Annotated in this window: 20 protein-coding genes and 1 pseudogene; 14 read left to right on the forward strand and 7 right to left on the reverse strand. The window is 65.5% G+C overall.

The window, feature by feature from the left end:
* The 5 genes and pseudogenes from ABH933_RS43420 to ABH933_RS43440 all read left to right on the forward strand — a co-directional run.
* Nucleotides 1-519, forward strand: a 519-nt coding sequence (locus ABH933_RS43420; protein ID WP_429455302.1) for a tetratricopeptide repeat protein, incomplete at its 5' end; no start/stop codon positions are given.
* 633 nt (nucleotides 520-1,152) lie between these two features.
* Nucleotides 1,153-1,575, forward strand: a complete 423-nt coding sequence (locus tag ABH933_RS43425) for an SgcJ/EcaC family oxidoreductase (RefSeq protein ID WP_429413407.1) — start codon at nucleotides 1,153-1,155, stop codon at nucleotides 1,573-1,575.
* A 47-nt stretch (nucleotides 1,576-1,622) separates the two neighbouring features.
* Complete coding sequence (locus tag ABH933_RS43430; protein WP_429413409.1) at nucleotides 1,623-2,567, forward strand: LLM class F420-dependent oxidoreductase; 945 nt, start codon at nucleotides 1,623-1,625, stop codon at nucleotides 2,565-2,567.
* A gap of 45 nt (nucleotides 2,568-2,612) precedes the next feature.
* A pseudogene (locus ABH933_RS43435) lies at nucleotides 2,613-2,957 on the forward strand (SMP-30/gluconolactonase/LRE family protein); the annotation flags it as partial.
* A 34-nt stretch (nucleotides 2,958-2,991) separates the two neighbouring features.
* Nucleotides 2,992-3,987 carry an RNA polymerase subunit sigma-70 gene (locus ABH933_RS43440; RefSeq protein WP_429413411.1) on the forward strand — a complete coding sequence of 332 codons (996 nt, stop codon included), beginning with the start codon at nucleotides 2,992-2,994 and terminating at the stop codon, nucleotides 3,985-3,987.
* A gap of 113 nt (nucleotides 3,988-4,100) precedes the next feature.
* On the opposite strand, the gene ABH933_RS43445 is transcribed toward ABH933_RS43440, so the two are convergent.
* On the reverse strand, nucleotides 4,101-4,754 hold the full coding sequence (locus ABH933_RS43445) for a winged helix-turn-helix transcriptional regulator (RefSeq protein WP_429413413.1): 654 nt from the start codon (nucleotides 4,752-4,754) through the stop codon (nucleotides 4,101-4,103).
* An 84-nt stretch (nucleotides 4,755-4,838) separates the two neighbouring features.
* Here ABH933_RS43445 and ABH933_RS43450 point away from each other — a divergent pair, with 84 nt between their 5' ends.
* Entirely contained in the window at nucleotides 4,839-5,753 is a 915-nt protein-coding gene (locus tag ABH933_RS43450; RefSeq protein WP_429413415.1) for an SDR family oxidoreductase, read from the forward strand.
* Nucleotides 5,754-5,768: 15 nt separating this feature from the next.
* On the opposite strand, the gene ABH933_RS43455 is transcribed toward ABH933_RS43450, so the two are convergent.
* A complete protein-coding gene (locus ABH933_RS43455; RefSeq protein ID WP_429413417.1) occupies nucleotides 5,769-6,329 on the reverse strand; it encodes a TetR/AcrR family transcriptional regulator in 561 nt (186 codons plus the stop codon).
* Here ABH933_RS43455 and ABH933_RS43460 point away from each other — a divergent pair.
* Nucleotides 6,315-6,668: a putative quinol monooxygenase gene (locus tag ABH933_RS43460; protein ID WP_429413419.1), complete on the forward strand. Its 354-nt coding sequence runs from the start codon at nucleotides 6,315-6,317 to the stop codon at nucleotides 6,666-6,668. The genes ABH933_RS43455 and ABH933_RS43460 overlap by 15 nt on opposite strands.
* 328 nt (nucleotides 6,669-6,996) lie before the next feature.
* Nucleotides 6,997-7,647 carry a carboxymuconolactone decarboxylase family protein gene (locus ABH933_RS43465; protein WP_429413421.1) on the forward strand — a complete coding sequence of 217 codons (651 nt, stop codon included), beginning with the start codon at nucleotides 6,997-6,999 and terminating at the stop codon, nucleotides 7,645-7,647.
* Between the two features lie 65 nt (nucleotides 7,648-7,712).
* Here the strand turns inward: ABH933_RS43465 and ABH933_RS43470 are convergent, their stop codons facing one another.
* Complete coding sequence (locus ABH933_RS43470; RefSeq protein ID WP_429413423.1) at nucleotides 7,713-8,285, reverse strand: STAS domain-containing protein; 573 nt, start codon at nucleotides 8,283-8,285, stop codon at nucleotides 7,713-7,715.
* A gap of 659 nt (nucleotides 8,286-8,944) precedes the next feature.
* Between ABH933_RS43470 and ABH933_RS43475 the strand changes: the two genes are divergently transcribed.
* A complete protein-coding gene (locus ABH933_RS43475) occupies nucleotides 8,945-9,604 on the forward strand; it encodes a hypothetical protein (protein WP_215918505.1) in 660 nt (219 codons plus the stop codon).
* Nucleotides 9,605-9,679: 75 nt separating this feature from the next.
* On the opposite strand, the gene ABH933_RS43480 is transcribed toward ABH933_RS43475, so the two are convergent.
* Nucleotides 9,680-10,144, reverse strand: a complete 465-nt coding sequence (locus tag ABH933_RS43480) for a hypothetical protein (protein WP_429413426.1) — start codon at nucleotides 10,142-10,144, stop codon at nucleotides 9,680-9,682.
* Between the two features lie 323 nt (nucleotides 10,145-10,467).
* Between ABH933_RS43480 and ABH933_RS43485 the strand changes: the two genes are divergently transcribed.
* Nucleotides 10,468-11,265 carry a C1 family peptidase gene (locus tag ABH933_RS43485; protein ID WP_429413429.1) on the forward strand — a complete coding sequence of 266 codons (798 nt, stop codon included), beginning with the start codon at nucleotides 10,468-10,470 and terminating at the stop codon, nucleotides 11,263-11,265.
* Between the two features lie 82 nt (nucleotides 11,266-11,347).
* Here ABH933_RS43485 and ABH933_RS43490 read toward each other — a convergent pair whose 3' ends face one another.
* Together ABH933_RS43490 and ABH933_RS43495 are read right to left on the reverse strand one after the other, a co-directional pair.
* A complete protein-coding gene (locus ABH933_RS43490; RefSeq protein WP_429413432.1) occupies nucleotides 11,348-11,542 on the reverse strand; it encodes a hypothetical protein in 195 nt (64 codons plus the stop codon).
* 39 nt (nucleotides 11,543-11,581) lie between these two features.
* Complete coding sequence (locus ABH933_RS43495) at nucleotides 11,582-13,960, reverse strand: ATP-binding protein (RefSeq protein WP_429413435.1); 2,379 nt, start codon at nucleotides 13,958-13,960, stop codon at nucleotides 11,582-11,584.
* A 557-nt stretch (nucleotides 13,961-14,517) separates the two neighbouring features.
* On the opposite strand from ABH933_RS43495, the gene ABH933_RS43500 reads away from it, so the two are divergent.
* Entirely contained in the window at nucleotides 14,518-15,996 is a 1,479-nt protein-coding gene (locus ABH933_RS43500) for an alpha/beta fold hydrolase (RefSeq protein ID WP_429413438.1), read from the forward strand.
* Between the two features lie 77 nt (nucleotides 15,997-16,073).
* Nucleotides 16,074-16,484, forward strand: coding sequence for a cyclase family protein (locus tag ABH933_RS43505; RefSeq protein WP_429413441.1), 411 nt, complete (start codon nucleotides 16,074-16,076; stop codon nucleotides 16,482-16,484).
* Between the two features lie 205 nt (nucleotides 16,485-16,689).
* Here the strand turns inward: ABH933_RS43505 and ABH933_RS43510 are convergent, their stop codons facing one another.
* Entirely contained in the window at nucleotides 16,690-17,700 is a 1,011-nt protein-coding gene (locus ABH933_RS43510; RefSeq protein WP_429413444.1) for an Lrp/AsnC family transcriptional regulator, read from the reverse strand.
* Nucleotides 17,701-17,824: 124 nt separating this feature from the next.
* Between ABH933_RS43510 and ABH933_RS43515 the strand changes: the two genes are divergently transcribed.
* Nucleotides 17,825-19,165, forward strand: coding sequence for an MFS transporter (locus ABH933_RS43515; protein WP_429413447.1), 1,341 nt, complete (start codon nucleotides 17,825-17,827; stop codon nucleotides 19,163-19,165).
* Nucleotides 19,152-20,345, forward strand: a complete 1,194-nt coding sequence (locus tag ABH933_RS43520; protein WP_429413450.1) for a M20 metallopeptidase family protein — start codon at nucleotides 19,152-19,154, stop codon at nucleotides 20,343-20,345. The genes ABH933_RS43515 and ABH933_RS43520 overlap by 14 nt, the downstream gene beginning before the upstream one ends.
* Nucleotides 20,346-21,015: the final 670 nt, after the last annotated feature.

The following is a 21,015-nucleotide window of genomic DNA, read 5'->3' on the forward strand; positions in this document are numbered from 1 at the left end:
GACCACTACCGCCAGCTGACCAGACAACATCCTGACAGGTTCCGTCCCGGCCTCGCCAGGGCTTTGAACAACCTTGCGGCCGATCTGGCGGACGCGGGTCGGCACGAGGAGGCGCTTGTGACGGCAACCGAGGCAGTGGACCACTACCGCCAGCTGGCCGGGCAGACTCCAGATGTGCACTTACCCGGCCTCGCGCTGGGCGTGAACAATCTCGCGATCCGGCTGATGAATCTTGATCGCGAGGATGAGGCGCTGGCTGCTGTTTCCGAAGCTATCAAGATTCGGCGGCAACTAGCGGCAGGGCATCGAAGCGCGTTTCTACCAGACCTCGCGACCAGCGTGTACGACCGTGCGTTCTACCTCGGGAGAATGGGGAGGCGCGACGAGGCCCTAGTTGCGGCTGCCGAAGCCATCGATCTGTATCGGTGGCTGACCGAACAGCTCCCTTCGCCGTATGCCACCGAATTGGACCGAGCCAAACAATTAGTGATGTGGCTACAGAATCTGGATGTCGAATAGGTGCAGAAGTTTGATACCACACGTCGATCCGGCGATGTGCTGGTTCCACGTACAAGTCAGCGGATTTGATCCACTCCAAACTTACCCCAAGATTTCACGGTGACTGCGCATGATTCCCCATGAATCAGCGTCCGCTAGGCTACGACATATTTGCAGGTACGCATGTGTACGGGGCCTCTCATGATCGGCCGTGAACACAGGAGAACCCCGAACCAACAACGGCAGGTTTCTGGTTCGAGTCCAGATGGGGGAGCAGCAACCCTCGGGTAACCGAGGGTTTTTCTGTTTCTAGCGCATACGCATGTACAGATCAACCCATTGTCCGGGGCCGCAACGCCGCCCGATCGGGGTTCACCCGGGAACAGCGGGCCGAGCTTGGGCGTCGTCGCCGCGCCCCGCGACATGATTGTGGTGGGGGTCATGGCGTAGCGCGTGCCCGAGCCGTTCCGCACTTCAGACCGCTGGCGCCCACGGTGGGATCGGTGTGTACCGAATCCGCCCCGCGCCGTGGTCAGTACTCGTCGCTCGTCATTCTTTGCGATTCCTTTTCGGCTGGGCCGGAGTCTTCATTCTGTACACCCCACACCGATCGCGCGAGCGGCGCGATCGGAGGGCCGAGAGTGAGGAAGATCGATGACGAGTTATGCCAATCCGACTGCGGACGCGGTCGACAGCGCGGTGCGGGCACTGTTCGACGCGGCGTCGACGGCGTGGGTCGCCGGTGATGCTGACGCGTTCGCCGCGTGCTACACCGAGACCGCTACCGCGATTCTGCCGGGTGTGTATCTGCCGGGCAGACAGGCGATTAAGGCCGGGATGGGGGCCGCGTTCGCGGGCCCGCTGAAGTCTTCGCGACGCATTCACGAGGTGGCTGGCGTCCGGGTTCTCGAGGACGCCGCAGTGGTGATCTCCAGGAGTGTCACCGTGGCGGCGGGTCAGAGCGAGCCGGCGGCCGAGCGGTGGGAGTGGGGGACCTGGGTGCTGGTACAGCAGGACGGGAAATGGCTGATCGAGGCATATCACGGCAGCCCGCAGCAGGCCACGGAACAGCGATAAACCTCTCCATCGGACATGACACCGATCTCGAAAAGGACAGCCCCGCTATGAAACTCAGTCTTTACATCCCGACCGGGACCACCCAGGAGTTCTACGGCTACACCGACCCGGTCGCGGCGTTCTCGACGATCCGTGATCTCGCGGTGGTCGCCGACGAATGCGGATTCGACACGATCTGGGCGCCGGATCACTTTGTTCCGTTCGGGCCTCCCGGCGCGTATGTCTTCGAGGCGTGGACCACGCTCGCGGCGCTGGCCCGCGAGACCGAGCACATCAAACTGGGGCAGTTGGTGACCGGCAACGGTTACCGCAACCCAACCTTGCTGGCGAAGATGGCCTCGACCCTCGATGTGATCTCGGGCGGCCGGCTGAAGTTCGGGATCGGCGCGGGCTGGTACGAGGACGAGTACCGGGCCTTCGGCTACGACTTCCCGGCCGCACCCGAACGGCTGCGCCGACTGGAGGAGGCGCTGCAGATCATCACCTCGATGTGGACCGAGCAGGCGACTACCTTCGACGGCAGCTATTTCAGGGCTGCGGGGGTGGTCAATCAACCGGCCGGCGTGCAACAACCACGCATCCCGGTGATGATCGCCGGCGGCGGTGAGAAGGTCACTCTGCGACTGGTCGCGAAGTACGGGGATCTGTGCAATGTGCAGGAACCGCCGGACGAAGTGGCGCGAAAGTACGGCATCCTCGCCAAGCACTGCACCGATGTGGGACGCGACTTCGCCACCATCACGAAAACCTCGACGTCCTACTGCATTATCGCCGATACAGACGAGCAAGCTCGGGCGGCTGTTCCCGAGTGGGCTCCGCTGGTCTTTCCCGGTTCGCTGGCCGACTACGGGCTGATCGGCACCCTCGACACCATCGGTGAGCGACTCGCCGTCTATGAGCAGGCCGGCGTCGACGAGTTGATCGTCGGGTTCGCCGACGCGCTCGACCCCGACACGCTGCGGAGCTTCGCGTCCGCATTCATCCGGAAATGAACCTGGCGACCGGGCTCCCGGCTCGCAGGTCGGTGTGACACCGATGAATTTCGAGTGGCTCGGGCGTCTGCCGCCGGCGATCCGTCCCGGCGACGCGTCTGGGCAGACCTCGGCACCGGCGTGCCGGACGGGATATGTGTCGACAGCGAGGGCGCCGTCTGGTGTGCCGATGTGCCCAACCAGCGGTGCGTTCGGGTTCGTGAGGGCGGCGCCGTCGCCGACACTGTCCTGGCCGATCGGGGCTGCTTTGCTTGTGTTCTCGGCGGATACGACCGCAAGACCTTGTACCTCGTCACCGCCGAATGGCTCGGCATGACCGAAACCCCGCCGGTGCCCCCGAGTTCCGGGCAGGTGCTGGCACTCGAGGTGGAGGTTCCGGGTGCCGGATAGCCGTGACAACCGTGACGTTCGTGGAGGAGCTGACATGCGGCCAATGATTTCGGGCACGATCGACCGGAACGAGTTTCTACGCACCGCCGACCGGTACCGGCCGGAGCTGATCGCCCACTGCTACCGGATGGTCGGCTCGGTCCACGAAGCCGAAGATCTCGTTCAGGAGACCTACCTGCGGGCATGGCGTGGCTGGGAATCATTCGAACAACGTTCGACGGAGCGGGCGTGGCTCTACCGGATCGCCACCAACCTCTGCCTGACAGCCGTGGCCCATCAGCAGCGCCGAGTCCTGCCGTCCGGAATCGGCCCAACCAGTGCGGATCCGGATTCACCGTTCGCCACCGGCACGTCGGATCCGCTGTGGATCGAGCTATTTCCCAACCGGCTCTACGAGACTGCCGGCGATGACCCCGCCGAGATCGCGGTGTCCCGATCGACTCTGCGGCTAGCGCTGATAGCGAGCCTGCAACATCTGCCGCCACGGCAACGGGCGGTGTTCATCCTGCGCGAGGTGCTGTCGTACCCCGCGGCCGAAGTCGCCGACATACTCGGCACCACCGTCGCGGCGGTCAAGAGCGCGCTGCAACGCGCCCGCGCCACACTCGACGAACTCGCACCCGTGGATGACGCAGTGCCCGAACCGGATTCGCCGCAGGCCCGAGCCGTTCTCGACCGATACATGGCCGCGTTCGAAAACGCCGACATCCCCGCGCTCACCGAGCTGCTGCGCGACGACGCCATCCTCGAATCCGTACCCCTGGGCACCTCGCTGGCGGGCAAAGACCGCTGTATCGCGCGCCTTGCGCAGGTGATCGGCACGACGGCCGGTCGATACCGGATGCATCCCACGATCGTGAACGGGCAACCCACCGCAGTGGCCTACCGCCGCGAGCACCCGGACTCGCCCTTCACCTTGTTCGCTGTGGTGGTGCTGGCGGTTGACGCACACCAGGTCACCCGAATCACCAGCTACCAGGATCCGGCGATGATCAACCGATTCGACCTCGTCGGACAGCGCCATGACTGACTCTCCCGCAGGAGAACCACAGTGATACTCGCAACCGGCGCGAACGGAAGACCCGGATCGGCTGTGATCCAGGAATTCGGGGTACTGTCCGGAGTCGCGTCGCAGACCTGAACTCAGCCGGCAGGGCGGGGTGCCGCCTCGAACAGGCGTTGCAACAGGTCGGGGTCGCCTTCCACCTCGAGTCGTGCCGCGGCTTGTGCCTCGGCGATCGTCATCCGCCTGGTGAAAAGGGCGGCAACGGTTTTCGGGTCGGTGGTGACCGACACGTCGGGGCGGTCGGTCACGGCCCTGGTGACATCGATTTTGCCGTCGGCGACGTGGACATCGAAGTGATCGTCGCCGAGGTGGAAGGCAAACCGCGCTTCGACGCTGTCGGGGCGGTCCGGTGCGAAATCGTCCCGCAGAGCGAGCATCACCGCGTCGGCGCTGAGGTGCGCCTCGAGATCGCGCCCGGGTGCGCGTCTACCCCACCGACCTAGGTGGTACAGGACCGATTCCAGTTCGCGGCCCCGATCGGTCAACTCGTACACCCACGACGCGCTGGGAGGCGGGAGTCTGCGCCGGCGGAGCACGCCCGCGGCCTCCAGTTCGTCGAGCCGTCGGGACAGGCGGTTCGGGCTCGCGCGTGGCAAGCCGCGGCGCAAATCGGTGAAACGTTTCGGGCCGAAGACCAACTCTCGCACGATCAGCAGCGACCAGCGCTCGCCGACCAGGTCCAAGGCGTGCGCAACGGCGCATGCGTCGTCGTAGCTGCGTGTCGACTCCACGAATGCCACCCTACCCCGGATTCGAGGCCAGTTTGGAACTTGCAAGTTCCATCTTGATACTGCACGATACTAATATCGTACCAAATGACAATTGGAGTGCAGATGATCCTCGTAACCGGGGCGAACGGACGTCCGGGATCGGCCGTGATACGCGAGTTCGCGCGGCGCGGCGAACCGGTTCGCGCACTGGTCCGGACCCCGTCCAATGGGGTCGACCTGAGCCAATACCCGACAGTTGAGGTGGTTCATGGCGACATGTTGTGGCCGCACACCATGACCGGCGTGTTCGACGGAGTGGATCGTGTGCTGATGATTTCGGGCGCTGGGCCAGATCTGCTCGAGACCCAGGTGACGTTCATCGACGTTGCCAAGAATGCCGGGGTGTCGCACATCGTGAAGTTTTCGGGCCGAGACGCCACGCGCGGGATGGACCCGAACGCCATGCGCTCCACGCGCAGCCACGAGCAGATCCTGCGGTACCTGGCCGGCTCCGGGGTCGCGTGGACCGTGCTGCGTCCCAGCCAGTTCATGCAGGTCTTTTTCGAAGAGATCCCGGACATCCTCGAATCCGGGCAGATCCGCTTGCCGCTCGGGGCCGCGACACTGGCCCCGGTCGACATCGAAGACATCGCCAAAGTGGCCTATGCCACGCTGACCACACCAGGACACGAGGGGCACACCTACCACTTGACCGGACCCGACGCATTGACAGTCGAGGAGATAGCGGACCGGATCTCGCGCGCCGTCGGCAAACCCGTCACCTACGTCGATGTCGCGCCGGAGCAGAAGCTGCGGGAGTGGCTCGACGCGGGATACCCGCCGGCGCGCGCCAACGCGTTCCTGCAGCTGTTCAACCAACGGCGAGAACTCGGCGTGGCCGAGGTCTACCTCGGCACCCACACGAAGTTCGGCATCGAGCCGACCACTTTCGGGCAGTTCGCGCTACGGCACGCCGCCGAATTCAGCGGCGCAGCGCCCTACGCGGTCACACCCGCCTGAGCGCGCCGGCATCGCTCACCGACGGTGCGAGTCCGGTCTCGACGGCGTTCGAGGCCAGGCGTGGAGGGCGGTCGCGGCGATTGCGTCGAGGTCGGCGCGGTCGCCTCCGTCGCGGGCCGTGGCCGACATGCCTTGGATGGTGGCGCCGTAGAAGAGGGCCAGTGCGTGGCTATCGGTGTCGGCGGGGAGTTCGCCGGCCGTGATGCCGGTGCGGACCTTCTGCTCGAGGGCTTCGGTTGCGGCCCTGCGTATTTCACTCAGGTGCGTCTTGAGGTCCGCCGATTGCGGGGTGCAGTTGGTGGTCGCTGTGATGAGCAGGCAGCCGGCCGGGTGCTGGGGACGGGTGTAGGCGCCCGCGGCCTCGTACAGCAGTCGGGAGATCGCGCTGTAGGCGGTGGGTTCCTCGGCGAGCGCCTGCGCGGTGAAGGCGCCGTAGGTGTGCAGGTAGCGGTCGAGCGCTTCGAGGAACAAGGCGCGCTTGTCACCGAACGCCGAGTACAGGCTGGGTGTGCTGATCGCCATCCGCTCGCACAACAGGGCGATGGAGGTGGCGTCGTAGCCGTGCTCCCAGAACACGTCGACGGCTCGCTCGAGCGCGGCTTCGCGGTCGAACGAGCGAGGGCGGCCCATCGGCATCTCTTCGCGCTCGAGGCCAAGGCGGACAAGGCTGATGAGGTCGAGGCGATACTGAACGCGGCTTTGGCTGCGGTGCAGCGTGAGGAGTCGACGGCCGTGTGGTTGGCGTTACGCCTGGGGCCTACAACGTTTGCCGTCGTGGACGCCTTCGCGGACGACGCGGGTCGTCAAGATCACCTGGAGGCCAATGGCCAGTCGGTCGAGGAGTTGACGCGACTGCTCGCCGCGTCGCCGGAGATCGTGTATACCGACATGATCGCGGCGAAACTGCCGTCCTGATGGGTGATCATGTTCTGCCGCTCGGGTTGGGGTACGGAACGGGTGTGAGGCTCGGTGGCTGGCAGCGTCCGTCGAGGACCGTCGGCCCGCGGAGCGTAGAGGCGGAGGATTCGCGGCCATCAGTGCGCACAGGCGGCTGAAGAAGGTGCGGCCGTCCATGGCCGCGACCCGATCCGCGGCAGAGGCGCCCGGCTGGCCGGGAGCCGCGCCCGGCCCTCCGGTCACAGGCGACCCAGGGCGGTAGGGCGGCACGGCGGTGTCACATCCGGCCGAGCTCGGACGCCTACCGTTGAAGGGGGGGGCAATACGCAGGCAGGAGGACGAGAAAATGGCACGAATTCCCGGAGTCCCGATGGGCAAGGCGGCACCGCTGGTGAAGCTCGCCTACCTGTTCGGGCCACGCATGATGCGGAAGCTGACCGGCCGCGATCCGCAGCTCGGAAGCGGGATCGAGCCGATGGAGATCTGGGCCTACCAGCCGAAGATGATGGTCGGCATGGGCCGGTTCAATCAGGCCATTCGCAAGCACCGAACCATCGACGCAAGACTCGCCAATCTCGTCGAGCTGAAGGGGTCGCAGCTGATCGGCTGCGAATACTGCCTCGATCTGGGTTCGCAGATCTGCCGCAACTCCGGCCTCAGCGACGCGGAACTGCTGGCGCTGCTCAACTTCCGTACCAGCGAGCTGTTCACCGATGGCGAGAAGGTCGCCCTCGAATACACCATCGCGGTGATGCGCACCCCGGTGGAGGTCACCGACGAACTGTTCGCTCGCATGCAGGAGCACTTCACGAACGAGCAGCTCGTGGAGATCACCGCCCTGCTGACCCTGGTGAACCTCGACCGGCTGAACGCAGCCTTCGGCATCGGCTCGGCCGGCTTCAGCGAAGGCATGGTCTGCGTCCGGCCCGAGCGCCCGGCCGCCCCTGCAACAGAATCAGCCGCCCGTACAACAGGTTCAGCAGCTGCAGATCGGTGACGTTCTTGTGCTTCCTGCTGATGGCCGTCCGTGACTCGAGCGGAAAGCGCACACGGGACGCGCTCTCATCCGTGACCGTGTCGCTTCGCCACTTCACGCAGCGCGTCGTCGAGGTTGGCGAAAGTGTCGAAGCCCGCCGACATACCGCTGGCCGCGATCACATGGTCCACGCCCTGGGTGCCGGTGACGAGGTACATCTCGTGGGTGTGCTTCGACCATGCCCGTGCGTCATCGAGCACCTCCAGTCCTGCCACACCGAGAAAACCGAGTTCGGACAGGTCGATGACGATGGTCGGTTCAGCATTGTGCAGCGTTGCGAGCAGTTGCCGCTCGAACTCCGCCGCGGTGTCCAAATCGACCTCACCGAGCACGCTGCACAGCGTGACACCGACACAAGGCCGAGTTCGCACGACACGGACGTAAGCAGACGATGGTCGGCCGGTATCGGTCGGCGAAAATGAAATAGTACTGTGTGCGAATTCTGGAATCGATGGTCCGACGACGCCGGTATCAGCGGGGTCGCTTCTTACCATCGGAGCCAGGTATTTGGAAGACATAGGAATCCCACATTCTTCTCGCACCCGCGATTGAGATGGACATGGGCCGTAGATTCCTGCCGTCCAGTTGTCGATGGCCACACCGAGACCGCCTCCGAGGTCCCGAGCTGTTACTCAACCCCGGATGATCAGTTCCTCATCTTGATCTTACCGCGCTGACGGTATGGCGCTGCCGAGCGCCGAGGGTGACACCGAACAAGCCCGCAATGCCGTACCCGGCCAGCACGGATGCGGGGGTACAGGGAAATCTCCGGCGAACATCACAGAGCGGTCCAGCCCGGCTGGTGCACCCTCTTCGAGCGCACCCGAACATTTCGCCGCCCAGGACCTCGTGCGGAATGCCCGTGGCCCTGGGCGGTGGACTTCATAACCTTCGTGCCGTCGGCAACCGTGCAGGGAACGATCACCGACGCCCCACCCTAACCCTGCCATCCGCGTTCATCTGCGATTTCACCGTGCTGTCGGAGGTTGCCCGGTCGGACGGCGCGGCGCGGGCAACCAGAGCCCCGAATCGCCGCGGTGTCGGACACTCCCTTCGGCTGGAAACTGTTCGGCCGGGCGGGTTGTCTTCTATCGTTGTTCATTGTTCCGGTCTGGTAGTCACTGGCTCAGGTGGCTGGTCACCGGTCGCGAGCATGGTAGTGGCGCGTCTTTCCGCCGGTTTCGCGCGCGGGGAGGCAGCAGAGTTCACGGATTGTTTCCGGTGGTTCGTTCGTACTCACCCATAGGAGGGTTCGATCATGGCCGTCAAGAGCAAACCGTCGCAGGAGTGGACGCTCGATAGCGGGGGGACCGCGTGGGCGTATCTGTTCTCAGGACCACAGGTGATCGCGCCGATAATTCTGGTTGCCGAGCGCGGCCGGGACGCCGCCGCACTTGAAGCCTTCGCCGACACGGTGAACGGCCCCAACTATCCGTTCGGCACGAAACTCGCCGAGCGCGGCCGCGACGCGATCCTCGTCAGTTATGGCCCTGTCGCGGATTGGGACACCGCGGCCGGCGCGGTCAGATCCGCGGTGCTGGAAACGAAAAGGCGCCGCTCGAACGATAAGCCAGCAGTCCTCGGTGGCGTCGGCCGGGCCGCGCTGGTGGCGCGATACGTGCTGGCGGATCTGGAATACGAGGGAGTCCATCACGGCGTCGGCGCCTACTTCTCCCTCGACAGCACGATACCGACCCCGGCCGAGCAGACCGCACTCAATGACGTCGGCTTCATGCCCCGCCTACCCAGGAGCCTGAAGATCACCACCGACAGCACAATTGACGTCGAGGGCCTCACCGCCCAGGACGATCCAGGCTTGTCGATGTTCGATGAGTCGCTATACGCATCCACACCACCGGCGGATTCCTCATGGATGACCGAAGAAGCCGGATGGTGGCTACTGGACCAGCTCCCCTGACGCATCGACGAGGTGGGCGCGGCCCCCGAGCATGCAGGCCGCGCTCATCTTCTTGGTCACCGGCGGGCCTTGGCCTCAGGTCCCGGTGCCAGGCGCCTGTGTAGCTTCTACAGCGTCCTTCCCCCCGCGAATCTGGTTGAATTGCTTGAATGCGTCCGCGCCGAAGTAGGAAAGGACGACTGCCGCTGTGAGCCAGGTGAAGTTGTCGATAAGCGTTTTCGTAAGGGGCTGCAACTGGTCCACATCCTGCAAATTGGTGTGCACAGAATATGCGAAAAACGCGGACCAGCCGACCATCAAGAGATAAGTCACGACAAATCCCGCCGCAATCGCATCGCGCATCGAATTAGTGGTGGCTGGGCTCTTGCTGCCGGCCTCGCGCTGAATGAGCCAGACGCAGGTGAAGGTCGTTACGGCGACCACAGCCGCGCCCGCCTGCAGTGGGACCTCGGACCGTTGAAAGAAGTAGTTCCATGCCGGCGCACCCACCGCGGTGACACCGTCGATGCCGATCATGGCAGCCACGCGGACATCGGTCATCGTTGACCACCTTCCCGAACTCCAGCGTGGCGCGCCGCCGTAACGGTGGCCACCGGGTTGACACCTGACTCAGGCGCGTCTGTGCCTCTCCAGTATGGGCCGGTGCACCCGAGTCTGCCCAAAATATGAATGCTCGCCAAACATTTTTCCAACCGACTATTTATTTCAAGGGCGAGAAGCTATCACGGTGGGCAAGCCGGATCCAGGGGCCTTCGCCCCTACGTGGTGTGGTGTTCTCCAGCTCACACTGGGTTACAGCCGATGTGGTGCGTGCCGCCGGTGAGCTCTGAGGATGATGGGTAACTATCAAGGAGGCAGAGTCGATGGTCGACAGCGCAACCTATCTGCGGGGCTATGGATGGCGACCGCAGAAACCGGACATGCGAGATATCCCGTTCACCCGCACCGTGACTGACCGGCCCTCCTCGGTCGACCTGCGGCCACAAATGCCGCCGGTGTACGACCAAGGCATGTTGGGGTCGTGCACAGCCAATGCCATCGGCGCCGCGATGGAGTACGAGCGGGATCGGCAGGGGGAAACCGACTTCATGCCGTCCCGGCTTTTCATCTACTACAACGAGCGAGCCAGGGAAGGCACCGTTGGTTCGGACTCGGGCGCCCAGATCCGTGACGGCATCAAGGTCGTCAACCGGGAGGGTGTGTGCCCGGAGGCCCTGTGGCCCTACGACACCGCGCTCTTCGCCCAGAAGCCGCCGAGGCGTTGCTATGTCAATGCCAAGACCGACATCGCGATCAGGTACGAGAGCATCGCCAGCATGGGCGAGCTGCGCAACGCGCTCGCCTCCCGCCTGGCGGTCGTGTTCGGCTTCACTGTGTACCAGAGTTTCGAGTCGCCCGAGGTGGCCAAGAACGGCGAGGTCCCGATGCCAGGGCCGAACGAGCGGGTCGTCGGCGGCCACGCGGTCTTGGCGGTCGGCTATGACGACGGCGCGTCCACGCTGTTGGTGCGCAACTCGTGGGGACCTTCGTGGGGCATCGCCGGCTACTTCCACATGCCGTATGCCTACCTTGCCGGACCCGCGGGCGGCACCCAGGATTCCGCGCGGGTCGATGGCGCCTATTTGGCCAGCGATCTCTGGGCCATCCAAGTCGTGAGCTGACGCCCCGCCCGCGGCCGCCGGCTTCCATGTCGGCCTTAGCTCGAGATCTAAGTGTGTGGCCTCGGCTGTGCCGGGGCGATAGTCAATCGAACTGCAACGCTCCTATCTGCGTGCCTTCTTCGACGCAATCTTCGGCCGGTACGGCGATCTCAGCCAAGTATTCGGGGCGCTGCTGAGCCCCGAACTCACACCAGCCCCCTGAGGCCACATCCGAGGAACTCCCGGTTGGGTGGCGGACCGCGGTCGGGAAGCGCTCGACCTTGATGAGGTTGGGCATGCTGTCGACTATCGGTGCGGCACAGACGTTTCCGCCGCATCAGGTCTGGTGCCGGCCCTGGATCGGGACCTTCCAGGTCCACGTGGTGTCGCCGGGCGGTGCCGCGGTGACCTCGAGCGTGGCGTCTCGGGCGGTGAGCACCGGGGGAAGGAGGTCGGTGTCGCTGGCCGATGGAAGTGGGATGACTGTGCTGGCGGTAGCCGTTTCGGTGATGGCGAGCGTCAGCTCGCGGTCATCGAGATCGGCGTTGAGTGTGATCTTGTCCGGGCGGCAGCGGGAGATGGTCGCGACGAGGTGGTGGGCGGCGCCGTGGAGAGCGTCGCCGAGAGTGTCGTCAAGGGTGTCGAACCTACCTCGGAACGTAGTGGCCGAGTGGATGCCGAGGGCTTCTGCGGTATCGCCGATCAGGCCCGACAGCCGGGTGCGGAGATCGACGCCGCTGGTGGCGGTGGTGTCCAGTTCGTTGATGGTGAGCCGGATCTGGTCGATGATGGCATCGAGTTCGGTGACGGCGGCGTCGAGGCGATCGGCCACGGCGGCGCCGCGGATCAGGGGTCGGGTTCCGATGAGTTGAAGGCTCAGGGCGAACAAGCGATGCACGACGGTGCGATGCAGTTCCAGGGCGATGCGTTCGCGTTCGCCGGCGATCCGCAGTGTGCGGAGTCGGGATTCGGCGAGGCGAAGGTTGACCAGGTTGTCGACGCGGGCATGCAGTTCGGTGATATCGAAGGGTTTGGGCAGGTAGTCGTTGGCGCCGACCCGCAGTAGGGCCAGCCGTGATTGGTCGTCGGCTCGGGCGCTGAGGACCAACACCGGAGTGTTGGTGAGTATGGGGTCGGCGCGAACGTGGGTGAGAAGTTCGTCGCCACCCATGTTCGGCATCATGATGTCGCAGATGAGCAGGTCGGGCCGGTGGCTGCGGGCGAGTTCCAGCCCATTTCGGCCGTCGTAGGCGGCCAGTACGCGGTAGCGAGCGGACAGCGTGCGCTGCAACAGGGCGTTCAGGTCCGGGTTGTCCTCGATGACGGCGACGACCGGCTTCGCTGTCTCTGCGGTGGATTCGAGGTCCGGTGCCGGTGCGGTGGCGGTGAATTCGGCGAGCGCCTCGCTGGCGGTGGTCTGCTGTTCGGCGGATTCGAGGTCGGCTCTCGCGCGGACGGGAGTGCCCGCCGGCGCGGATGTGGGCAGGTCGATGGTCACCAACGCGCCGCCTTCGGGTGCATCTGTGATGCGGATGTCGCCGCGGTGCAGCCTGACCAAGTCACGGACGATGCTCAAGCCCAGCCCGGTGCCGGGAGTCGAGCGGGCTGCACCGCCGTCGAGTTGCCGGAAGCGGTCGAACGCGGCGTCCCGGTGTGCTGCGGGGATTCCGGGACCGCTATCGGCGACCTCGATCACGACGTGACCTCGTTCCGGCCGGACCGTGCAGCGCACGATCCCGTCGGTGCCCGTGCATTTGAAGGCGTTCGACAGCAGGTTGACCAGTATCCGCTGCAGGTGCTCCGGGTCCAGCTCGGCGATCACCGGCTGGGTGTCGACGATGAATTCGGTGCTGCGGTCGACTGCCAGCGATTCGAAGAACGCGGTGCTGAGGCGGGTCTGTTCGGCGATGTCGACCCGGGTGTAATCCGGTCGCACTGCACCGGCCTCCAGCCGGGAGGCATCGAGCAGGTTGTTCACCTGCCGAAGCAGGATCTGCGCGTTGCGGATGATCATCTCCAGACCGCTGCGGGCCGGATCGTGGGCGGGCACCGCGCTGAGCAGTTGCTGCGCAGGCGTCAGGATCAGCGTCAGCGGGGTTCGCAGTTCGTGACTGACGTTGGCGAAGAATTGGCTTTTCAGCTCGTCGAGTTCCTTGGTACGCGCATACAACTCGGCGAGTTCGGCGTTGGTTTCCTTGAGCCGACGGCTGCTCTCGGCCACCTGGTGGGCACGGGTGAAGACTTCCTGCTCCATGCGTTCGGTGGTCGCGTGCAGGTGCGCGGTTTCCCGTTGCTGTGCGGCTTCGGCAGCCTGCAGCCGCATGAACTCGGTGACGTCTTCGACGCGGTGAACGATGTAGAGCAACTGCCCGTGGGAGTCGTGGACCGGGGAGTTGGACGGGCTCCAGAACCGTTGCTCGAAACTGCCGTCCGCCTTGCGGATGTCATAACGCTGCACCGGCATCGCATCGGTGACCCCGCCGCGCAAGACCCGCTCCAGCGACGCCCGCACGTTACGGACCCCCTCCGCTGCGGTGTCCTCGGGATTGTCGGGAAAAATCTCGAAAACGTCGCGACCGACGATCTGATCGCGGTCGATCATCGTCGCCTGCGCATACGCATCGGTCACAGCCACGACCCGAAAGTCGGGGTCGAGCACCAGATATAGATCCGGCGAGGCTTCGAACACCCGCCGAAAATCGACTTGGGCAAGCACCCTGCGCCTCCTGTGCACCAGACGTGCCTGCGTAAATCGTAATATCGAATCCGCGCAAATCAACGATTCGAGACCTGGGCAATTCCCGGGTGGGCCACTCGTCGGTTGAGTCAGCAGAGCGGCGCGGTCGGCTGCCGATCGGATACTTCGCCGTCGGCCCCGGGGTCGCAGCCGCATTGCGGACCGCCGTGGCAACCAGAATATTTGCCGTGAGGTTGCTACGTGTTACGCGACCGTCGCCGAATATCTGCTCAACAACGAGCTCACATAACCGCCGATCCCAGTGATCGGACGTTACACTCGCTTCCGCCAACCCGCCGCGAAATCCGCGGTCGAGGTGCAAACACCGTGGTTTCCCCGAAGTCGCCTGGGTTTGCGGCTGACCAGGAGTGATTTCTGCTCGGCTGGGTGGTTGGCGATGGCTCTCGGTGCGATTCGGTCTCGACTTGCTGAAAGGTCTGGTCGTCGTGGGTGTTGGAGTTCGGTACCCGGTCCCGTCCCGGGAGCGTTGTCGTTCTCGTGGTTTGCTGTGTGATGTCTGTGGTGGTGTCGCGACGGTGATCGTTGCCGTTCTCGCGGTCACGGTGGCCTCTGCTTCCGGTGTCGCGGTCGCTGCACCAGCAGACCCGTTGACACGCTTTCATCAGCAACATCTCGACTGGCGTACGTGCGATGACGCGGCGCTGGTGGCGGAGGGCGCGGCCTGTACGGAGGTCGAGGTGCCACTCGATTACGGCAGGCCGGACGGGCCGAGCATCACGATTGCGGTCTCGCGGATCCCGGCACGCGACACCGCGCACCGTCGTGGTGTGCTGCTGACCAACTCGGGCGGACCAGGCACGCCGGGGATCGATGCGTTCGGTCTCGTCGGCTATGTTCTCGAACCGGATGTGCTCAGCCGCTATGACCTGATCGGATTCGACCCGCGCGGTGTCGCCCGCTCCGGGCGGCAGCAGCGATGCGGATGGCCGGTCTCCACCCCGATCCGCTCGGCGGGTGTCGGGTTGCCCGGATTCGTCACCGAAACAGTTCTGCAAGCACAGCTGGCCGCCGATTGCCTGGTGGGTGATCAGGCCTGGATGCGGCAGCTCAGCACCCGCAACACCGCCCGCGACATGGACGTGATCCGGGCCGCACTGGGCGCGGACCGCATCAGCTATTACGGCGTGTCATACGGAACGTACCTGGGTGCGGTCTACGCCCAGTTGTTCCCCGGCCGATCCGATCGCATGGTGCTCGATAGTGCCATCGATCCGCAGCGTTATTGGCTTGGGTTGCAACAGGACTGGGGGCCGGCAGTCGAAGCGGCCTTCGACGACTGGGCCCGCTGGGTCGCTGCTCGTGACCGGCAGTACCACCTCGGCGCCTCCGCGCCCGAGGTGCGTCGCAGAGTCCAGGGCCTGATCGACCGAGCAGCGCTGTCGCCGATCGTGGTCGAGGGCTTCGGCTTCGATGATCATCTCCTGCCGACCGTGCTGTGGAACATGTTGCGTGACGCGCGATTGAACGACGCCCTGGCGGCATCGGTACGAGCCATCACCGACGCGGCCCAGGGATGCGCACCGCAGGTGCCCCAGGAGCTGCACCAGCAGATCGAGGCCGACAAGCACGACGAAGATTCGGTCATGGTGCAGATCTGGTGTGCGGACGCACCGATGCCCGCCAACCCAGCCTGGTACTGGAATGCGATCCAGGCGGCCCGCCCGACCCAGCCGATCTTCGCCGCACTGGCCAACAACATTCAACCCTGTGCATTCTGGCCACCGCCCGTGGAACCACCCGCTGTGGTCGACAACGCCGTGCCCGCACTGATCCTGCAGGCCACCGGCGACAACCGGACACCCTACCGACAAGCTGTAGCACTGCATCGTCAAATGTCAGGGTCGCGCTTGATCACCTTGGCCGACACCAGGATTCACATGGTACTGCGTCCGGGTTTGAGCACCTGCATCCTCGACACCACCAACCGCTACTTCCGCGACGGAACCTTCCCGGCACAAGACCGCACCTGCCGGCTCACCACACCAATCGAATAGGCCCGGTGAGCGCTTGCTGGAATCTTTCGCCGACGCGCGAGCCTGAAGGTCCTGCAGTGACCGGTACGGTTCCTGGCATGAGCAAGGCGATTGTGGAGTTGTCCCATCCGATCTCGGACGGAATGCTCACCTACCCGGGCTTATCTGGACCGCGAGTCACCACAGATATTTCGCGTCAACAGTCGCCACTGATCGGTATGGCCCATGACATCGCGCGCGTGGATATGGTCGGCAACACCGGGACCTATATCGATGCGCCCTTCCATTTCCACGCCGATGGCGCCGATATCGCCGAGTTGCCGCTGGAGCGGCTGTTCAACGTACCGATCGTGATGATCCGCGCGGCGGGGACTCGCGCGGTGGGACCGGATGTGCTCGGTGACCCGGCACGGTTATGGGGCAAGGCGGTGCTCGTGCACACCGGATGGTCGGCTCGGTGGGGGTCGTCGGCGTACCCGGGGCCCCGGGCATCCGTTCCTGGTCGGTGAGGTCGCGGATGCGCTGGTCGCTGCGAATGTGGCGGTGGTGGGAATCGACTCGCTCGACATCGACGAGGTCGCATTGCCGGCGCCGGTGCGCGGGATGGGCTCGTTTCCGCTGCGCGCTATTGCCTGGACCGATCACGGCGGCGCCGGTAGCTGATCAGGCGTTCGCTCCGCGGCCGTCGGCGACGCCGTCGAGCCGGCGGCGCGGTCACAACGACAGCGGGACGAACCCGGTGGCGCGGCCGTGCTCGTCCAGCAGCCGCCCCAGCCGCTTGACGTGCCGTAACGCCAGTGCGACATCAAGCACGTCCAGCTCCGGCACCCGCTCGGACAGCGCGGCCTCGAGCCGGTGGATGTCGCCCGTCGCGCGCAACCAGACCGCGAGCAGCAGATTCGCCCGCCCGCCGGTCACCGTCGCGCACAACCTGGTCTCGGGCAGCTGCGCCAGGAGGGCGACGACCCGGTCGAGGTCGCTCGGCGCCACCCGGCACCACAGCGACGCGCTCACCGGCCAGCCCGACAGCGGTTGAGCCACTTCGCATCTCAATACGATGCGGCGGGTGGCCAGCAGCGAATTCACCCGGCGGCGGGCGGTGGACCCGCTGATACCGGTGCGCGCGGCAAGCACGGCGAAGGTGGCCCGTCCGTCGAGTTCCAGCGCCGTGAGCAGCGCCCGATCCGGCGTTGCGAGCGACTCGTCCGGCCGGCCGTCGGGTTCGGGCCGGGTGGCCGCGATCCGGTCCCGCTGGCTGGCGGTCAGCGCACGCAACTGCCAGCGGCTGCCTTCGGTGTGGATCGAGGTCATCACATGAGTCCGGCAGTCCCGCACGCCGCGAATGGCGCCCAGCGAGGTCAGCACATAGGACGACAGCTCGGAAAGGCTGGGAACGAACACGGTCAGCTGCAGATCGCCGTCGCCGGTGATGTGCTCGACGGTGCCGACCCGATGATCGCCGCACAGCTGGTCGGCCACGGCGTTGGCCTTGCCTGCCGCGCACTGCACTTGGATGCACGCGCCGACGAACGGCCGCAGCGTCGGCGCCCGATACACCGAAATCCACGCCAATCCAGCGCCGGTCAGCCGATCCCAGCGCCGTGCGGCGGTGACCGGGTCGACGCCGAGCACGCTGCCGGCCACAGTCCACGGCACGCGCGGGTTAATCTGCAGCGCATTGATCAATTGCAGCTCCAGCTCATCAAGCTCGACCGAATCCTGCATTCTGTCCTTCAGTTAGATCGATTTCTGAAGATTAACCAACACATGTGAATCCGACTATAGCCTTCCGCGCAATCTCTTCGATCTGCACACAGTGCTGTCGGTCGGCCAGGAAGGAGCCAAGGCAATGGCAGATTTGGTCGCGGACGGATCCATCGGGGTCCGATCCATCCCCCGTCGGAGGATCGCGCTGCACGGGCGTGAACTCGCCGCCGCCACCATCGGCGCCGTGGTCGAATCCTTCGACTGGAGCGTTTATGTGGTGTTCGCGGCGTTCTTCGCCAAGGACCTGTTCGGCTCCAACTCGCTGGCCTCGATGATCGCCGCCTACGGCGGATTCGCCATCGGATTCCTCGCCCGCCCGCTCGGAAGTATCATTTTCGGGCCGATCAGCGACCGGCACGGCCGCCGCTTCAACCTGCTGCTGTGCATGTCGATCATCTCCGTGGCCAGCTTCGCCATCGCGCTGCTGCCCACCGCACATCGGATTGGTGTATGGGCCGCAGTGGCCGTGGTCGCCCTGCGCATTGTGCAGGGCTTGGCCTACGGCGGCGAGGGCCCGACCGTGGCGGCCTACGTCGCCGAGACCGCGCCGCCGCGACGCCGCTACCTGTTCAGCGCGGTGTCCTACGGCGGCATCATGGTCGGCTCGCTGCTGGTCTACGGCACGGTGGCCGTGCTGACCGCGATCCTGGGCGACGACGCGTTACACCACGGCGCTTGGCGGTGGGGTTTCGCGGCCGGCGGCTTGCTCGGCCTGCTGGCCCTGGGGATTCGCTCGTTCGCGCCGGAGAGCGGCCACTTCGAGCACGGCAAGCCCGCGGTGACGAACACCGGGCCGCCACTGATCCGGGTGTTCCACGACCATCCGATGGCGGTGCTCACCATCTTCCTGACCTCCCTCGGCGGCACGGTCTCCTACTACTTCGCGCTTGTCTACCTGCCGAAGTACGCGGCCAATGTGCACGCCGCCAAGACCGCCGCAGCCACCTCGTTCATGACCGTCGTGCTGGTGGTCGTGCTCGTGGTCATGCTGGTCGTGGGGGCGCTCGCCGATCGATTCGGATTGCTGCGGGTCATGCGCATCGGATCCGCATTCAGCGTGATCTCCGTGCTACCGGCCAGTTTCGGCATGGCGCACGGCGTGATCCCGTTCCAGGTCGCCGCCCTCGTGCTGGGAGTGGGCGCCGCCACCTTCTGCGCGCTCGCCAACGTGTTCGGGGCATTGCTGATGCCGGCCGACGTCCGCGCGCTGGGCACCGGCGTCGTCTCCACCGCCACCATCGCCGTGTTCGGCGGCATGTTCCCGATGATGGCCGAGGCGTTGCAGAGTGCTCACCTGGGCGCAGGAATTCCGATCTACGTCTTCGCGACCGCGCTGGCGATGCTCGCCGGCAGCTACACCGTGACCAAGGTCCGTCTGTTCACCGAAACCATGAAGAAGGAGAACGCCGATGTCCATCCGTGAGGATGCCGCCGCGATGCAGGACGATCTTGTCCAGCTGCGCCGGGCCCTGCACCGGGAACCCGAACTGGGATTGCAGCTGCCGAGAACGCAGGAAAAAGTCCTCACCGCGCTGGCGGGCCTTCCTCTGGAAATCGTCCCGGGACAGTCGGTTTCGTCGGTGACCGCGGTGCTGCGCGGGGCCCGGCCGGGACCCGCGGTGCTGCTGCGCGGCGATATGGACGCGCTGCCGGTGACCGAGCGCACCGGGCTGGGTTTCGAGGCCGCCACCGACCGGATGCACGCGTGCGGTCACGACCTGCACACCACGATGCTGGCCGGTGCCGCACAGCTGCTCAGCGGGCGCGCCGAGCAGCTGGCCGGGAATGTGGTGTTCATGTTCCAGCCCGGCGAGGAAGGCTACGACGGCGCGAGTCACATGATCACCGAGGGTGTGCTCGACGCCGCCGGCGAGCGACCCGTCGCCGCTTATGCTCTGCACGTGACCAGCAATCGGGTGCCGGCCGGGGTGTTCGCCACCCGCCGGGGCCCGGTGCTGTCGGCCTCGGACACCGTGCGGGTGACCGTGCACGGAGCGGGTGGGCACGGATCGATGCCACACCTTGCTCTGGACCCGATTCCCGCCGCCTGCGCCATGGTACTGGCGCTGCAGACCCTGGTGACCCGGCGCGTAGACATCCACGATCCGGCAGTCATCACAGTCGGATCGCTGCATGCCGGCACTCAGAACAACGTTATCCCGGACGAGGCCTACTTCGAGGCGACCGTGCGGTCCTACTCGCCCGAAACACACGCTCGGGTGAAGGACGGGTTCATCCGTACCGTGCGGGGCCTAGCCGAGGCTCACGGCCTGGCGGTCGACATCGACTATGCCGAGCTGTATCCGGTGACCGTCAACGATGACCGCGAAACCGAGTTCGCCGCGGCGGCCGTGGCCGAGCTGCACGGCGCCGAGCGGCTGGCTTGGCAGCCGCAGCCAGGCGCGGGATCGGAGGACTTCTCGCGGGTGCTCGGAGAGGTGCCGGGCGCGATGCTCATGCTCGGCGCGGTCGCCGACGGCGCCGATCCCGAGCGTGCCCCGGCCAACCACTCCCCGCTGGCCGAATTCAACGAAACGGTACTGGCCGACGGCGCCGCGCTGTATGCGGAGCTGGCCATCCGCCGTCTGGCCGCAGCTGGCTGAGACCGGACTGCCGCGGCGGCCGGTCGGCCCGGCCGCCGCAGGTCCTGTGCCCCGGCCCATGCGGTGTCGCGATCTTGGCCTTGTGCTTGGCGGCCATCTTCGACATGGGTGTCAGCTACGATGTTTGCTGCTTTGTGGCTCTCCGCTGGCCGGCACGTCCACAAGTGTTGCCGTCGATGGATCGGCACGCGCGGGCTCGCAGGACAGAGACCACTACTGCGGCGTGGCCCGTAAACACTGGCCGTTTATGGCCCCTGGTACAGGCGCTCGCATGGTAGGCGCCGAAGCGAACCCACGTCGTCCACGGCATCCCGGATCAGCTCGATCGAGTACCACCGCTTCCGCGCCCAGTCGTGCAGGAGATTGCGCGCCGCGACAACGGTGGCCCTGTAGTCGAAGACCACGCCATCAATCCATATTCGCAGGTGAACATCACCGTCGCGCGGAAACCACGCCGCAGAATTCATCCGTTACCCTCTGCGCCCCGAGCCCTCGCGGCCGCGAGGTCCGGCCATCCTCCACCTGCTGGCCGACATCTTCGGCGACCATCCCGACGCCATTGTCGGTAGACAGAGGAAAGGCCATGACCGTGTCGTCTCCGGCTCGCCGGCTCGATTCATCGATAACCTTTCGCGCTGCAAGGCTCGCATCCCCCGCCAACCGCGCGCCA

The organism is Nocardia sp. GP40 (assembly GCF_050434125.1).
GTDB lineage: Bacteria > Actinomycetota > Actinomycetes > Mycobacteriales > Mycobacteriaceae > Nocardia > Nocardia albiluteola.

Coding starts and splice junctions, on each gene's coding strand:
- ABH933_RS43490 (WP_429413432.1), bottom strand. CDS start 11,542: ATGCCCAACCTCATCAAGGTCGAGCGCTTCCCGACCGCGGTCCGCCAC.
- ABH933_RS43465 (WP_429413421.1), top strand. CDS start 6,997: ATGGCACGAATTCCCGGAGTCCCGATGGGCAAGGCGGCACCGCTGGTG.
- ABH933_RS43510 (WP_429413444.1), bottom strand. CDS start 17,700: ATGCAGGATTCGGTCGAGCTTGATGAGCTGGAGCTGCAATTGATCAAT.
- ABH933_RS43505 (WP_429413441.1), top strand. CDS start 16,074: ATGAGCAAGGCGATTGTGGAGTTGTCCCATCCGATCTCGGACGGAATG.
- ABH933_RS43485 (WP_429413429.1), top strand. CDS start 10,468: ATGGTCGACAGCGCAACCTATCTGCGGGGCTATGGATGGCGACCGCAG.
- ABH933_RS43475 (WP_215918505.1), top strand. CDS start 8,945: ATGGCCGTCAAGAGCAAACCGTCGCAGGAGTGGACGCTCGATAGCGGG.
- ABH933_RS43515 (WP_429413447.1), top strand. CDS start 17,825: ATGGCAGATTTGGTCGCGGACGGATCCATCGGGGTCCGATCCATCCCC.
- ABH933_RS43450 (WP_429413415.1), top strand. CDS start 4,839: ATGACAATTGGAGTGCAGATGATCCTCGTAACCGGGGCGAACGGACGT.
- ABH933_RS43430 (WP_429413409.1), top strand. CDS start 1,623: ATGAAACTCAGTCTTTACATCCCGACCGGGACCACCCAGGAGTTCTAC.
- ABH933_RS43480 (WP_429413426.1), bottom strand. CDS start 10,144: ATGACCGATGTCCGCGTGGCTGCCATGATCGGCATCGACGGTGTCACC.
- ABH933_RS43520 (WP_429413450.1), top strand. CDS start 19,152: ATGTCCATCCGTGAGGATGCCGCCGCGATGCAGGACGATCTTGTCCAG.
- ABH933_RS43425 (WP_429413407.1), top strand. CDS start 1,153: ATGACGAGTTATGCCAATCCGACTGCGGACGCGGTCGACAGCGCGGTG.
- ABH933_RS43440 (WP_429413411.1), top strand. CDS start 2,992: ATGCGGCCAATGATTTCGGGCACGATCGACCGGAACGAGTTTCTACGC.